This window comes from Ensifer sp. 4252, from assembly GCF_050434565.1.
Classification (GTDB): domain Bacteria; phylum Pseudomonadota; class Alphaproteobacteria; order Rhizobiales; family Rhizobiaceae; genus Ensifer.
In genome coordinates this window covers 60362-74753 of sequence record NZ_JBNDIU010000006.1, presented here as the reverse complement: position 1 = coordinate 74753, position 14392 = coordinate 60362, and the positions used below count along the sequence as shown (strand labels likewise).

At 61.9% G+C, this 14392-nt stretch carries 16 protein-coding genes; 11 read left to right on the top strand and 5 right to left on the bottom strand.

Annotated elements, in window-relative coordinates:
* Window positions 1–71: 71 nt before the first annotated feature.
* Entirely contained in the window at window positions 72–545 is a 474-nt protein-coding gene (locus ABIE33_RS14740) for a DUF2809 domain-containing protein (RefSeq protein WP_429126123.1), read from the top strand.
* On the opposite strand, the gene ABIE33_RS14735 is transcribed toward ABIE33_RS14740, so the two are convergent.
* The gene (locus ABIE33_RS14735) at window positions 546–1121 is read right to left on the bottom strand and encodes a TetR/AcrR family transcriptional regulator C-terminal ligand-binding domain-containing protein (RefSeq protein WP_429126121.1); all 576 of its coding nucleotides are present in this window, start codon (window positions 1119–1121) and stop codon (window positions 546–548) included.
* A 133-nt stretch (window positions 1122–1254) separates the two neighbouring features.
* On the opposite strand from ABIE33_RS14735, the gene ABIE33_RS14730 reads away from it, so the two are divergent.
* Window positions 1255–2460, top strand: coding sequence for an MFS transporter (locus tag ABIE33_RS14730; protein ID WP_429126119.1), 1206 nt, complete (start codon window positions 1255–1257; stop codon window positions 2458–2460).
* 252 nt (window positions 2461–2712) lie between these two features.
* Here ABIE33_RS14730 and ABIE33_RS14725 read toward each other — a convergent pair whose 3' ends face one another.
* The 3 genes from ABIE33_RS14725 to ABIE33_RS14715 all read right to left on the bottom strand — a co-directional run bounded on the left by ABIE33_RS14725 (window position 2713) and on the right by ABIE33_RS14715 (window position 5183).
* Window positions 2713–2877, bottom strand: coding sequence for a hypothetical protein (locus ABIE33_RS14725; protein WP_429126117.1), 165 nt, complete (start codon window positions 2875–2877; stop codon window positions 2713–2715).
* Window positions 2878–3005: 128 nt separating this feature from the next.
* A complete protein-coding gene (locus tag ABIE33_RS14720) occupies window positions 3006–3719 on the bottom strand; it encodes a DUF6065 family protein (protein WP_429126115.1) in 714 nt (237 codons plus the stop codon).
* 141 nt (window positions 3720–3860) lie between these two features.
* Window positions 3861–5183 (bottom strand): MFS transporter, encoded by a 1323-nt coding sequence (locus tag ABIE33_RS14715; protein ID WP_429126113.1) that lies wholly within the window; start codon window positions 5181–5183, stop codon window positions 3861–3863.
* Window positions 5184–5447: 264 nt separating this feature from the next.
* Between ABIE33_RS14715 and cyoA the strand changes: the two genes are divergently transcribed.
* The 6 genes from cyoA to ABIE33_RS14685 all read left to right on the top strand — a co-directional run bounded on the left by cyoA (window position 5448) and on the right by ABIE33_RS14685 (window position 11914).
* The gene (cyoA, locus tag ABIE33_RS14710; RefSeq protein ID WP_429126111.1) at window positions 5448–6638 is read left to right on the top strand and encodes a ubiquinol oxidase subunit II; all 1191 of its coding nucleotides are present in this window, start codon (window positions 5448–5450) and stop codon (window positions 6636–6638) included.
* A gap of 31 nt (window positions 6639–6669) precedes the next feature.
* Window positions 6670–8673: a cytochrome o ubiquinol oxidase subunit I gene (gene cyoB / locus ABIE33_RS14705; RefSeq protein WP_429126110.1), complete on the top strand. Its 2004-nt coding sequence runs from the start codon at window positions 6670–6672 to the stop codon at window positions 8671–8673.
* Window positions 8674–8683: 10 nt separating this feature from the next.
* A complete protein-coding gene (cyoC, locus tag ABIE33_RS14700) occupies window positions 8684–9298 on the top strand; it encodes a cytochrome o ubiquinol oxidase subunit III (protein WP_429126108.1) in 615 nt (204 codons plus the stop codon).
* Entirely contained in the window at window positions 9295–9702 is a 408-nt protein-coding gene (gene cyoD / locus ABIE33_RS14695) for a cytochrome o ubiquinol oxidase subunit IV (RefSeq protein ID WP_429126107.1), read from the top strand. The genes cyoC and cyoD overlap by 4 nt, the downstream gene beginning before the upstream one ends.
* 22 nt (window positions 9703–9724) lie before the next feature.
* Window positions 9725–10468 (top strand): SURF1 family protein, encoded by a 744-nt coding sequence (locus ABIE33_RS14690; protein ID WP_429126105.1) that lies wholly within the window; start codon window positions 9725–9727, stop codon window positions 10466–10468.
* Window positions 10469–10600: 132 nt separating this feature from the next.
* Window positions 10601–11914, top strand: a complete 1314-nt coding sequence (locus ABIE33_RS14685; protein ID WP_429126103.1) for an MFS transporter — start codon at window positions 10601–10603, stop codon at window positions 11912–11914.
* 46 nt (window positions 11915–11960) lie between these two features.
* Here ABIE33_RS14685 and ABIE33_RS14680 read toward each other — a convergent pair whose 3' ends face one another.
* Window positions 11961–12248 carry a barstar family protein gene (locus tag ABIE33_RS14680; protein WP_429126102.1) on the bottom strand — a complete coding sequence of 96 codons (288 nt, stop codon included), beginning with the start codon at window positions 12246–12248 and terminating at the stop codon, window positions 11961–11963.
* 227 nt (window positions 12249–12475) lie between these two features.
* Between ABIE33_RS14680 and minC the strand changes: the two genes are divergently transcribed.
* Genes minC through minE form a run of 3 tightly spaced genes read left to right on the top strand, consistent with a single transcriptional unit; the run spans window position 12476 to window position 14327 of the window.
* Window positions 12476–13219 carry a septum site-determining protein MinC gene (gene minC, locus ABIE33_RS14675; protein WP_429126100.1) on the top strand — a complete coding sequence of 248 codons (744 nt, stop codon included), beginning with the start codon at window positions 12476–12478 and terminating at the stop codon, window positions 13217–13219.
* Window positions 13220–13251: 32 nt separating this feature from the next.
* Window positions 13252–14067 carry a septum site-determining protein MinD gene (gene minD / locus ABIE33_RS14670; RefSeq protein WP_429126098.1) on the top strand — a complete coding sequence of 272 codons (816 nt, stop codon included), beginning with the start codon at window positions 13252–13254 and terminating at the stop codon, window positions 14065–14067.
* On the top strand, window positions 14064–14327 hold the full coding sequence (gene minE, locus ABIE33_RS14665) for a cell division topological specificity factor MinE (RefSeq protein ID WP_429126096.1): 264 nt from the start codon (window positions 14064–14066) through the stop codon (window positions 14325–14327). The genes minD and minE overlap by 4 nt, the downstream gene beginning before the upstream one ends.
* The last annotated feature ends 65 nt before the right edge of the window (window positions 14328–14392 follow it).

Below are 14392 nucleotides of genomic sequence, written 5' to 3'. Positions count from 1 at the left end.
GTGGCGGCGACCGACGAACGTCTTGGCGACCGCCTCTCACGAGGGCCTGCTGATGCAAATGGATCTTCGGTTTGGCAGCCGTACCAATTGCCGAGACGCATAGCTCGACAGGCGGGTCGCGCCTCGTTACATCGCTTGCCATGGAACTCCGCTTTGACCGCACCGCCTTGTTATTTTCCATCTTGCTGTTCCTCGTCCTCGTCCTCTTGGCGACGCGTGGGGCCGGATGGGGTTGGATTCGCGGTTTTTCCGGCGATGTCCTTGCCGTGATGTGGGTTTACTTCACGCTCGGATCGATGGTGAAAGCTCGACCCCAGCTGCTCGCCAGTATCGCATTCCTGCTGGGCGTGGCGATCGAACTTGCCCAGCATCTGGCGGCCAGTTTCGATATCCGCATTTCCAATACCGTCTTGAGGATCGTGCTTGGAGCCACGCCCGACTGGTGGGATGTGCTCGCCTATGCGCTCGGTGCCGTCCTCGTGTTGGCTATGGCAATGCTCGGCCGCTTCCGGCAGCGCCGTCGCGTCCGCGCACATGCGCTTTGATTAGACGGAAGCGGGCGTTGGCGAAACCAGCCCCATTGCCCCTGAGACCAGACGCGCGACATGCGCCGTGTCCGGCGCCTCGCCAAACAGAATGCGGTACATGATGGGCGAGACGACCCGGTCCATCACGGCGTCGACATCCGGAAATGCTTCGCCACGGCCCTGCGCGCGCCCTGCAATCACCTCGATCTGCTGCTTGGTGAAGTTGCAGCATTGATAGGCGCCGCTGCCATCCTGCGCCGCAAGCACGTCGCGTATCATCTCGCGCCCGGGTTTCGAAGACATTTCCTCGGCATACTGCTCGGCCCAGGCCAGCAGATCCTCTCCGCCGCTTCCGGTATCGACCGGTTCCATGTCGGGTTTCAGCCGTTCGACAGCGACATCGGCCAACAGTTCCTGGATGCCTCCCCAACGGCGGTAAATGGTCGACGGCGTGACGCCCGCTTCGATGGCGATCATCGGAATGGTGATCTCCGTGCGCTCCATTCGTGTCATAAGGGCCTGCACGGCCCCGTGCACCGATGCCTGCACCCTGGCGCTTCGCCCGCCCGGACGGGGACCTTCCCTGCCTGCCATTCCAATCCTTCCTTCCGTGTGCCGCGTATGGATCAGAAACTTTCACTGCATCATAAACGCAAATTATTTGCTTTTACGGATGTTCGTCCTTACATGGCCTAACGCAACGATTTAGCGTTAAGGGTCATAATAGATGTTCTCCTCTGTCAAATCCAGTGAGAGCGGCGGTCCGGCCGCCAACCCCATCGCATTCCACGCGGTCACGCTTGCCACGTTCTTCGGAGCGTCGGCCGCACCGACGCCGCTTTACCGCATCTACCAGGAGAGCTTTGCTGCCTCGCCTGTGACGATGACCGGGATCTTTGCGGTCTATGCCTTCGCGCTTCTGTCCGCGCTGCTGATCGCCGGCTCGATATCCGACCATCTCGGCAGAAAACCGGTGATTTTCGCTGCACTGCTTCTTGAGATCGCCGCAATGGCGCTCTTTGTCGTTGCCGACGCACCGTCCTGGCTGATTGCGGCGCGCATCGTTCAGGGGCTCGCAACCGGCATCGCCGGTGCCTCGATCGGTGCGTCGCTGGTCGACGTCGATCGCATCAGGGGCCAGCTCGTCAATTCGCTTGCCCCACTGATCGGCATGGCCGTTGGTGCATTGGGAACAAGCGCGCTCATCCAATACGGACCGTTTCCGCTTCACCTCGTCTACGGCCTGCTCCTTATCGGTTTTGCATTGCAGGCGGTGGCGATATGGCTGACGCCGGAGACGGGCGGCAAACGCGCCGGCGCTTTGTCCTCGCTCAAGCCGACGATCGCCATACCGCCCCAGATCAAGCGGCCGCTCGCACTGATGACGCCGATCAACATCGCCAACTGGGCGCTTGGCGGCTTCTATCTCTCGCTGATGCCGTCGCTCGTCGCGTCCGTCACCGGCAGCCGGGCTCCGCTGACAGGGGGAGCCGTTGTCGCCGCGCTGATGGCGGCCGGTGCCGTCAGCGTCTTCCTGCGCCGCGCATGCAGTCCCCGGGCAAATGTGACGTTCGGCGTCTCGGCCACGACCATCGGCATGATGGTCGTGGTTGGCGGCACGCACCTTGCGAATGTGCCGGTCATGATCCTCGGCACGCTTTTGACCGGTGCCGGCTTCGGCACCAGCTTTCTCGGCATCATGGGGTCGATCATGCCGCTCGCCAAGGCGGATGAGCGCGCGGGTCTGCTTTCCGCCTTCTACATCCAGAGCTATCTTGCCTTCAGCCTGCCGGCGATGGCCGCCGGCTTTCTAGCAAAGACGCTGGGCTATCAGGCGACGACCGACATCTACGCCGCCGTCATCATCGTCACAGCGGTCGCCGGGCTGATGGCAAGCCGCGAGCGCCGGGTAGGGATGTCGGCTGCTTCATGACCAATCGTCTCGGTGCGCCTGAAAACAGTTCGAACGGAGAAAACACCTCCCGATGGAATAGAACTTCGTGACGCCCGTTACTCCTTCGGACCGGAGATGCCGGTTCGTTTTTCAACAAGGAGTTACGGGCATGAAGAACCACTGGAAACTAAGCGCCGCCCTCATCGCCGGCGTAACCGCCCTTGCTGGCGCCGAAGCGCAGGCAAAGCAGAGCACCGCGCCGGCGCAGTCGGTCGGCAGGCCGGCGGGCGGTCACAACGACGGCACGATCATCGTTGCGGGCAACAGCTCCTCCAACTCGTCGAGCAACTCCAGCTCGAATTCTTCGTCGAACAGTTCGTCGAATTCGAGCTCCAATTCCTCGTCGAACAGTTCCTCGAACTCCGGTTCGAACTCGTCATCGAACAGCTCGTCCAATTCCAGCTCGAACGGCTCGGACCGGACGTATCGCTCCGGCAAGCTGTGGCATACGCGCTGACAGGATGATCGCAAAAAAGAGAGCGGGGACCGGGCAGTCGGTCCCCGCTTCTTGTGTCGGCGCCAAGTCAACGCGCGGCGCGTGCCATCTTTCGATACCAACCAGGGCCGGCGATGGTGTTCCGGTAGACCGCATTGCGGCTCGTCGCTTCCTCGTTTGTTTCCACGCGAATGTCCGCCTTGATCGCGGCATCATCCCGACGAAATGGGATCACTTGAACAAGCGGCGTGCCCTTCTCGATCACATGCACACCATCAGGTGCGGTCGCGAAGAACGGGAAGTGGATGTTGGCGGAATAGGTGTCCGTATCGACGACGCCGGCCACGCATTCGAACGGCTGTGCCGGCCGGTTCAGCGGTGGCACGAACAGGCAGCTCCAGCCGGGAGGCGTGCGGATCGACCAGTAATTGTGAAACTTGCAGGGCGGGCTCGGTTCCTTCGGGTTGCCCGCAACCTGGTGGGCGCCATGATTGCTGACCATCACCCTGTCGAATTCCCAGCCGGCCTCGACGTTTCGCCCGTCCTCCCTGATTTCGAGACGCACCGTGGCTGCCAGTGGCAGGATCCAGCCGGTCGTCATCGCATCCAGAAATGGCATGCAGCGCTTGATGGTCAGGCCATTGTCTCTGGCGGAAAGATGCTGCGGGTCGACCGCGGGAAGCTTGCGGTACCATTCCGGAAGATTGGCCTTGGCGGCAACCGGCGGCGCGATGACCCCCAGGTCTTCCGGCTGGCAGAGGAATTGGATGCGTGACGGTTCTTTCTTCAGAAAGTGCAACATGCTCGTTCTCCGTTCGGGTGGACGGAAGAACGGATGGCGCCGGAGATTATTCCACACTCATTCACAAGAGCGCGCAGAGAGCCTGGTCGGTAACCCCAGACGCGGAGCCGAACCGCCTCCCTCCTCCAGGAAAAGGGCATTTCAGTTCTGGTCGAGCGCCCGCGTGAGGCTGAGCGCCACCAGCGTGCAAATCGCGCCGGAGATGAGATAGCCGCCGATGAAGACGATGCCGAAGCTGGTCGCAAGCCCAAGCGCCACCAGCGGCGCGAAGGCGGCGCCCACCAGCCAGGCCAGGTCGGAGGTGAGCGCTGCTCCGGTGTAGCGGTAATACTGGGTGAAGCGCGAGGAAACGGCGCCGGAGGCCTGGCCGAAGGTGAGGCCCAGAACGGCAAAGCCGATCAGGATATAGGCGTCCTGTCCGGCCCCGCCGGCGTCTAGAAGGAAGGGCGCGGAGAAACTGAAGATCGCGATCAGGGTCGCGCCGATCATCAGCTCGGTGCGGCGGCCGATCCGGTCGGCGATCAGGCCCGACACGATAATGCCGATCACGCCGACGGCTGCACCCGCGACCTGGACCAACAGGAACCGGGCGGCCGACTGTCCGCCGGTGAGGATCACCCAGCTGAGCGGGAAGATCGTCACCAGATGGAACATCGCAAAGCTGGCGAGCGGCACGAAGGCGCCGAGCACCACATCCAGCGCGTGCTTGCTCAGCATCTCGAACACCGGCCGGGCCTGCAGTTCCTGCGCTTCCATCGCCGCACCGAATTCCTTGCTGGCGACGATGCGCAGCCGGGCGAACAGCGCCACGACGTTGATCGCGAACGCCACGAAGAAGGGATAGCGCCAGCCCCAGGAAAGGAAATCCTCCTCGGAAAGATTGGCAACGAAATAGCAGAAGATGATGCTGGCGAGCGCAAAGCCGATGGGAGCGCCGAGCTGCGGGATCATCGCATACCAGCCGCGGTGGTTCGGGGGCGCGTTGAGGTTGAGCAGGGAGGCAAGCCCGTCCCATGCACCGCCAAGCGCAAAACCCTGTCCGAGCCGGAAAAGCGCCAGAAGCGCCACCGCCCAGAAGCCGATCGTCTCGTAGCCCGGCAGGAAGGCGATCGATGCGGTCGAGCCCCCGAGGATCACGAGGGCGATCGTCAGCTTGGTGCCGCGGCCATAATTGCGGTCGATCCACATGAAGACGAGGGAGCCGACCGGGCGCGCGATAAAGGCAAGTGGAAAGATCGCGAACGACATCAGCGTGGCAGCAACCGGGCTGGGCGCGAACGGGAAGATAAGCTTCGGGAAGACCAGGATCGAGCCGAGGCCGTAGACGAAGAAGTCGAAGAATTCCGACATGCGGCCGATGACCACGCCGATGGCGATGCTGCCCGGTGACAACGGCTTGTCGTCATGGATGCGACGGGCGTCCCGCTCAAGGCCTGAAGACGTAGGATTGACGACCGAGCTCATGAATTCCTCCCGGCGATTTGTGCCGCCTCGTCGAAATGTTGATCAATCAACGCCCGAGATCAAGGAAGCGGCGAAAAAAAACGTGGACGCATCGGCATCTTCCCAATGGTCAGCCGGCGAGGATGCTCTAGATTGGGCATTTGCGGACGTCACTGTCCATTCTGCTGCAATGCGACAGAATGCTGCAGTGCGACGAACAACCTCATTCCGCCGACCCCGATACGCGATTAGTGCCGACTAGACAAAACGCAAATGGAGCCCGAAATGCCCACTCCATTGAAGCTCGCCGGACGATCGGCCGTTCTTCTATCGACCCTGGCCCTTGCCGGGTGCGACATGGTCGTGATGTCGCCGTCCGGCGATATCGCGGCGCAGCAGCGAGACCTGATCGTCGTTTCGACGATCCTCATGCTCATCATCATCGTGCCGGTGCTTTTCCTGACGCTGTTCTTCGCCTGGCGCTACCGCCAGTCCAACACGGCCGCAAAATACGATCCGGAATGGCATCACTCCACCGGGCTCGAAGTCGTCATCTGGTCTGCGCCGCTGGCGATCATCATTGCGCTCGGGGCCGTCACCTGGATCAGCACGCACAAGCTCGACCCGTACAGGCCGCTCGACCGGCTCGATGCCGATCGACCTGTTCCCGCCGATACCAAGCCTCTGAACGTCGAGGTCGTGGCGCTCGATTGGAAATGGCTGTTCTTCTATCCGGACTATGGCATCGCCACCGTGAACGAGATGGCAGCACCCGTGGACGTGCCGATCAATTTCAAGCTCACCGCGTCTTCGGTGATGAATTCGTTCTACGTGCCGGCGCTGGCCGGCATGATCTACACGATGCCGGGCATGCAGACCAAGCTGCACGCCGTCATCAACAAGTCGGGCGAGTATGAAGGCATGTCGTCCAACTACAGCGGCGACGGCTTCTCGCACATGCGCTTCAAGTTCCATGGACTGGACCAGACCGGCTTCGACCAGTGGGTCGCAAGGGTCAAGGGTAACGGCACCATGCTCAACCGCGACGCCTACCTGAAGCTCGAAAAGCCGAGCACCAGAGAACCGGTCCGCTATTTCTCAAGCGTCGAGAACGGGCTCTACGAGGCGGTGCTGAACATGTGCGTGCGCCCCGGCCAGATGTGCATGAGGGATATGATGCATATCGACATGATGGGCGGCGCCGGCGTCGAAAGCCATGAGAACCGCGCCAAGCTCGAGCATGACAACCGCCATGCGGGTGAGACCGGCCATGCAGGCGAAGCGGCACCCGGCGCCACCTTCCCGGCTACCGGCAACCCGTCAAAGAGCGAAGAGCCGGCCGAAGGCATCGACGAGGCGCCGCAGTCGATGAACGACGATATGCACAACATGCACGGGGATCACAGGCCGTCCGCCGAGAGCCAGGACAGTCCGGCGCCCGAGCAGTTGAACAACGCCGGCACCACAAAGCCCTGAGGCCGTATTACAAGAGAATTTGGATAGCCCTATGTTCGGTAACACCAACCTCACACAATTCATCTTCGGGCGGCTCACCTGGGAGGCGATCCCCTATCACGAGCCGATCCTGGTCGCGACGTTCATCGCCGTGGCGATCGGCGGCATCGCCATCCTGGCGCTGATCACGAAGTACAGGCTATGGGGCTATCTCTGGAACGAGTGGTTCACCAGCGTGGATCACAAGAAAATCGGCGTCATGTACGTGATCCTGGCGCTCATCATGCTGCTGCGCGGCTTTGCCGACGCGATCATGATGCGCCTGCAGCAGGCGATCGCCTTCAACGGCAACGAGGGCTATCTCAATCCGCATCACTACGACCAGATCTTCACCGCACATGGCGTGATCATGATCTTCTTCATGGCCATGCCGTTCGTCACCGGCCTGATGAACTATGTCGTGCCGCTGCAGATCGGCGCCCGTGACGTCTCCTTCCCATTCCTCAACAATTTCTCGTTCTGGATGACGACGGCCGGTGCCGTGATCATCATGATGTCGCTGTTCGTCGGCGAGTTCGCGCGCACCGGATGGCTTGCCTATCCGCCGCTTTCGGGTGCCGACTACAGTCCGGGCGTCGGGGTCGACTATTACATCTGGGGCCTGCAGGTCGCGGGTGTCGGAACGACGCTATCGGGTATCAACCTGATCGCGACCATCGTCAAATTGCGCGCGCCCGGCATGACGCTGATGAAGATGCCGGTCTTCACCTGGACGTCGCTCTGCACCAACATCCTGATCGTCGCCACCTTCCCGATCCTGACGGCGACGCTCGCGCTGTTGTCGCTCGACCGCTACGCCGGCACCAACTTCTTCACCAATGACCTTGGTGGCAACCCGATGATGTATGTGAACCTGATCTGGATCTGGGGTCATCCGGAGGTCTACATCCTCATCCTGCCCGCCTTCGGCATCTTCTCGGAAGTCGTTGCCACCTTCTGCGGCAAGCGCCTGTTCGGCTACGCCTCCATGGTCTATGCGACCTGCGTGATCATGATCCTGTCCTATCTCGTCTGGCTGCATCACTTCTTCACCATGGGCTCCGGTGCATCGGTCAACGCCTTCTTCGGGATCACCACGATGATCATCTCGATCCCGACCGGGGCGAAGATGTTCAACTGGCTCTTCACCATGTATCGCGGCCGCATCCGCTACGAAGTGCCGATGCTGTGGACCGTCGGCTTCATGGTCACCTTCGTCATCGGCGGCATGACAGGCGTCATGCTGGCAATCCCGCCGGCGGATTTCGTGCTGCACAACTCGCTGTTCCTGATCGCCCACTTCCACAACGTCATCATCGGCGGCGTCGTGTTCGGCCTGATGGCGGGCCTTGTCTACTGGTGGCCGAAGGCGTTCGGCTACAAGCTCGACCCTTTCTGGGGCAAGATGAGCTTCTGGTTCTGGCAGATCGGCTTCTTCTTCGCCTTCATGCCGCTCTACGTGCTCGGCCTGATGGGCGTTACCCGCCGCGTCAGCCAGTTCGAGGACCCGTCGCTGCAGATCTGGTTCGTCATCGCCGCCTTCGGCGCCGTGCTGATCGCGCTCGGCATCGCCTCCTTCGTCATTCAGCTTGTCGTCAGCTATCTGCGGCGCGACCAGTTGCGCGACACCACGGGCGATCCGTGGAACGCCCGAACGCTGGAGTGGTCGACCTCGTCGCCGCCTCCGGACTACAACTTCGCCTTCACCCCGGTCGTGCATGATCACGACAGCTGGTACGACATGAAGAACCGCGGCTACGAGCGCCCGCTCGGCGGTTTCAAGCCGATCCATATGCCGAAGAACACCGGAACCGGCGTCATCCTCGCCGGTATCAGCGTCGCCCTCGCGTTTGCGCTGATCTGGTACATCTGGTGGCTGGCGATCGTCTCCTTCGTTGCCATGCTGGTCGTGGCGATCGGACATACGTTCAACTACAAGCGGGATTTCTACATCCCCGCAGAGACCGTGACGGCAACCGAGGACGCCCGGTCCGAACTTCTCGCGGAGCGGACCTGAGATGGCGAACATGACCCAAGCTGAAGCAACCGAAGCGCCGCAATTCTACCTGGAGGAGGATCACCATCCCGAAGGCAGCACCATGCTGGGCTTCTGGATCTACCTGATGAGCGACTGCCTCATCTTCGCCGTGCTGTTTGCCACCCATGGCGTGCTCGGCCGCAACTATGCGGCCGGTCCGTCGCCCGCGGATCTTTTCGATCTGTCGCTCGTCGCCATCAACACGGCAATGCTTTTGTTCTCCTCGATCACCTATGGCTTTGCCATGCTCCAGATGGAGCGCAACGCCAAGATGGAGACGATCTTCTGGCTCGGCGTCACCGCCGTCTTCGGCCTGGCGTTCCTCAGTCTGGAACTCTACGAGTTCTATCACCTGATCCTTGAGGGTGCGGGCCCGACGCGCAGCGCCTTCCTGTCGTCGTTCTTCACGCTCGTCGGCACCCACGGCCTGCACGTCACCTTCGGCATCATCTGGATCGTGACGATGATGGTGCAGGTCAAGATGCACGGCCTGATCCCCGAGAACCGCCGCCGCCTGATGTGCCTGTCGATGTTCTGGCACTTCCTCGACGTCATCTGGATCGGCGTCTTCTCCTTCGTCTATCTGATCGGAGCCATCGGATGAGCTCACAGCCAAACAGCCTCACACATGAAGATGCCGGCCAGGCCCATCACGGCCACAGCCATGGTCACCAAGCGGGCCACGGCTCGCTCAAGAGCTACATGATCGGCTTCGCGCTTTCCGTCGTGCTGACAGCCATTCCCTTCGGACTGGTCATGAGCGGCGCGCTCGACAGCAAGCTGGCGACGGCCGTTGTCGTCATGGGTCTCGGTGCCATCCAGATCGTCGTGCACATGATCTTTTTCCTGCACATGAACCCGCGCTCGGAAGGCGGCTGGACGATGATGGCGCTGATGTTCACGCTCATCATCGTCGGCATCGCGCTCGCCGGTTCGCTCTGGGTCATGCACCACCTCAACGTCAACATGATGCCGATGACCCACGAAATGATGAAGAACATGCCATGACGGCCCGTTGACGGGGACGGCCGTGAACGGGCGCGCGGCAGATGTCGGGGCGGGGGTAGAGACCTCCCGCTCTCGCGTCATCCTCACCACCGCTCTGTCGGTGCTGGCGCTGGTCTTCATCGCGCTCGGCTCCTGGCAGGTGCAGCGGCTCTTCTGGAAGTTCGACCTGATTGCCCGCGTCGACGCCCGCGTGCATGCCGAACCTGTTCCTGCTCCGCCGCCGGCCGAATGGCCCGGTATCAGCGCGGAAAAGGACGAATATCGTCGCGTGGCCACCACGGGCATCTTCGACCACGAACGGGAAGTGCTGGTCCAGGCGGTTACCGAGCGTGGCGCCGGCTTCTGGGTGATGTCGCCGATCGTCCAGGACGACCGGTCGACCATTCTGATCAATCGTGGCTTTGTCCCGCTCGATCGTCGCGATGCTGCCGCGCGCTCACAGAGCCGGACTTCCGGTGTCGTCGGGGTCACCGGCCTCTTGCGAATGACGGAGCCGGATGGCGGCTTCCTGCGCTCCAACGATCCGACAGCCGGCCGCTGGTATTCGCGCGACGTCGTTGCGATCGCCAAGGCCCAAGGCCTGACGAATGTCGCGCCTTACTTCATCGATGCAAACGCCACGCCCAATCCGGGTGGTCTTCCTGTCGGCGGGCTGACGGTGGTCCGCTTCCGCAACAGTCACCTCGTCTATGCGGTAACCTGGTATGTGCTGGCACTGCTGAGTGCGGCGGGTATTTTTGTCGTTCGTCGCTCGCGATTGAGTTAAGCGCTTGGCGAGAGAGCGTCTGCCCGGATAGGTTCCGCGAAGGAAGACATCTCCCACGTGCGATGGCCGCAGATAAATCCCCGGCTAGACAAGTGCATCGTCGCAGACCAACGCTCAATACAAAGGCCTCCCATGCAGTCAGGCATCAGCATCGAACAGGGCATCGAGGCCGCCGGCGTCGGGCTGTTTCAGCGTCGCCTCTTCGTCATCTTCGGCCTCGTCTGGGCGGCTGACGCGATGCAGGTGTTGGCAATTGGCTTCAGCGCGCCGTCAATCGCTGCGACATTCGGTGTCACCATCCCGCAGGCTCTGCAGTCGGGAACGTCCTTCTTTCTCGGCATGCTCGTCGGTGCCTTTGTTTTCGGGCGGCTCGCCGACCGCATCGGCAGGCGGCCCGTGCTGTTCATCGCGATCATCATCGACGCAGTTTTCGGCATCGCGTCGGCCTTTGCGCCCGACCTTACCTGGCTATTTGCGGCGCGTTTCCTGACCGGGCTCGGGGTTGGCGGGACGCTGCCGGTCGATTACGCCATGATGGCCGAATTTCTGCCGGCCAACCGGCGGGGGCGCTGGCTGGTGTTGTTGGAGGGGTTCTGGGCCGTTGGAACGGTTGCGCTGGCGATCCTCGCGCTTACGGCTGGCAGCCAGGGTGGTGAGGCCTGGCGGACCATCTTTTTCGTCACCGGCATTCCGGCGCTGATCGGCGTCGTCCTGCGCTTCTACGTCCCGGAATCGCCCTTCTACCTGAACCGGCAAGGACATTCGACCGAGGCCCGCAGCGTGTTGAAGCGTATCGCCGAGGCGAACGGCCGGGATGTTGCCATCCCGCCGATCGTCCCTCAGACTGCCGAGCGGAAATCGATCACCGCACTTCTATCACCTGCGCTTCGCCGCCGAACGATCTTTCTGATGTCGGCCTGGCTGCTCATTTCCATATCCTACTACGGCATCTTCGTTTACCTGCCGGTCAAGCTTGCCGGCGAAGGCTTCGGTTTCATACGCGGCGAAGTCTTTCTCGTCGTTCTGGCGATCGCCCAGTTGCCCGGTTACGCGTTGGCTGCCTATGGCGTGGAACGCTGGGGGCGGAAGGCAACATTGATCGGGTTTCTCCTCCTCAGCGCGGCGGGCTCCTTGGCCTATGGTCTTGGGCAGAGCATGGAGCTTGTCGTTGCGGCCACGCTTTTGATGAATTTTGCCCTCTTGGGTACGTGGGGCGCGCTCTATGCGTTGACGCCCGAAATCTATCCGACGAGCCTGCGCGCAAGCGGTATGGGTACGGCCGGCGCAATCGCCCGTGTCGGCGGGTTGCTCGCGCCGTCGATGGTCGCCCCGATCATGGCGACAAGTTTCACGACCGCGCTCGGCGTCATTTCGGGCCTGCTGCTGCTTGCGGCGCTGGGCGTGTTGCTGATTGATGCGGAACCCCGCAACAAGGGTCTCACGTGAGACGTGAGATGCTGCCTGTTCCAGCGCTCGCCTTTGATGATTTCGGCTACTTGAGCTCAATTACGACGACGGTCGCGGCCCGCGCGATATCCTGCAAGGCATCCAACAGGGATACGCCACTGCCGGTCTTGATGTGGCTGAGCGTTGCTGCATTTTTGAACGTCAGTTTGCATCGCCCAGGATAACCTGGCCCGCCGGCCTCGACCGCATCCCAGAACGCGTCGAGGTTGCAGCCAAAATCTCCAGCCGCCGCAGGATTCGTCACGGCAAGGTAGCGGCGCCAAAGATCCGTATCGGTCGCAATGCCGTGACAATCAATGACAAAGTGCTTCATTCATGCTGCTTTCCAGAAACCGTCGTCAGCACCGATAGGGCACCGGTGTGTCCGGTTCAATCGGCTAGGTGCCCCGATGATAGATCATTCGCGATGAAGCGTACCGCTTGTTAAAGTTGTGCCAAGGGAAGCCATTCGAAAAGCCCGCCTGCGAGAAGCGACAGGTGACCGTTAACCATTTGTTAACCATCCGTCGCCTAGATCCTGGCAACGAAAAATTAACGAAGATGATCAAAGTGCTAACAGACGCTCGCTCGATCCGTATCAAGGGCCGCTCGTTCCTGAGCCTCGCGCTTTCGCCGGAACTGCCGCTCGATTCGTGGTTGACGCGGCTCGACGATCTGGCCTCCCGCTCGGCGGGCTTTTTTCTCGGCCGACCGGTGGTGCTCGATATCGTCGACCTGGAAATCGACCGGCCGCAACTGAAGGGCCTGCTCGACGAACTCGCCAAGAGAAACGTCCGGGTCCTGGGTATCGAGGGCGGGCGTCCTTCGCTGTTCGAGCCGGGCATGCCGCCATCGATGAGAGGCGGCCGACCAGCACCGGATTTCGAGGCAGCGGCAGGCGATTTGATCGCCGGAGAGGCTAAGGCACCCGACACGGTCTCCGTCGTCGGACAAGAAACACCGGGCGCCAAAGCAACGGCTTCGATCATCGTCAGGGAGCCCGTTCGTTCCGGACAATCGGTGATCTTTCCGGAAGGCGATGTCACGGTCATCGGGTCGGTCGCGTCGGGTGCGGAAATCATCGCCGGCGGTTCGATCCATATCTACGGAGCGCTCAGGGGGCGGGCGCTGGCGGGTTCGGTGGGCAACACCTCGGCGCGGATCTTCTGCCGCCGGCTCGAGGCGGAACTGCTGGCCATCGACGGCGTCTACAAGACCGCCGACGACATGGCGTCCGAGCTTCGCGGACAATCGGTGCAGCTTTGGCTCGAAGACGACTCGATCATGGCAGAGAGACTTAACTGAGCCGGCTGCCGGCCAGGAAACAGGAGCGGAAGATGGCGAAAGTAGTTGTTGTTACATCGGGCAAAGGCGGCGTCGGCAAGACGACGTCAACCGCTGCTCTAGGCGCAGCGCTCGCGCAGCGCAACGAGAAGACAGTCGTCGTGGATTTCGATGTCGGCCTGCGCAATCTCGACCTCGTCATGGGTGCCGAGCGCCGGGTCGTCTATGACATGGTCAACGTCATTCAGGGCGACGCCAAGCTGCCGCAGGCGCTGATCCGCGACAAGCGCCTGGACACGCTCTTCCTGCTGCCGGCATCGCAGACCCGTGACAAGGACAGCCTGACGCCGGAAGGCGTGGAGCGTGTCATCAACGACCTGAAGAAGCATTTCGACTGGATCATCTGCGACAGCCCCGCCGGCATCGAGCGCGGCGCGACGCTTGCCATGCGCCATGCCGACATGGCTGTCATCGTCACCAATCCGGAAGTCTCCTCGGTGCGCGACTCCGACCGCATCATCGGCCTGCTCGACGCCAAGACCGAAAAGGCCGAGCGGGGCGAGCGGGTCGAGAAGCACCTGCTCCTCACCCGCTACGACGCGCTGCGCGCCGAGCGCGGCGACATGCTGAAGGTCGAAGATGTCCTGGAGATCCTGTCGATCCCGCTTCTCGGCATCGTTCCCGAGAGCATGGACGTGCTCAGGGCATCCAACATCGGCGCTCCGGTGCCGCTCGCCGACAGCAAGTCCGCGCCGGCGCTTGCCTATCTCGACGCAGCTCGCCGGCTTGCAGGCGAGACCGTGCCGATGACCATCCCGGGTGAAAAACGCGGCCTATTCGGCAAGATCTTCGGACGGAGGGCAGCATGAGCATTTTCCGTTTCTTCAAAAAGCAGACCTCGGCCCCGACGGCGCGCGAGCGCCTGCAGGTGCTGCTGGCGCATGAGCGGGCCTCGGTCGGCCAATCGGATCTCGTCGCTATCCTCAGAGAAGAGATCCTTGCGGTCATCTCCAAGCACGTTCAGATCGACGACGACAAGGTCACCGTCAAGATGGACCGCGGCGAACACGTGACGACGCTGGAAGTCGATATCGAGATCCCGCTCGCCGCAGGCGCCCGGGCGGCCTGAACGCTGGTCCGCAGTATGTGACATCAGGCAGCGGGGGATATCGATGGTTCAGATCATCCGTTCCC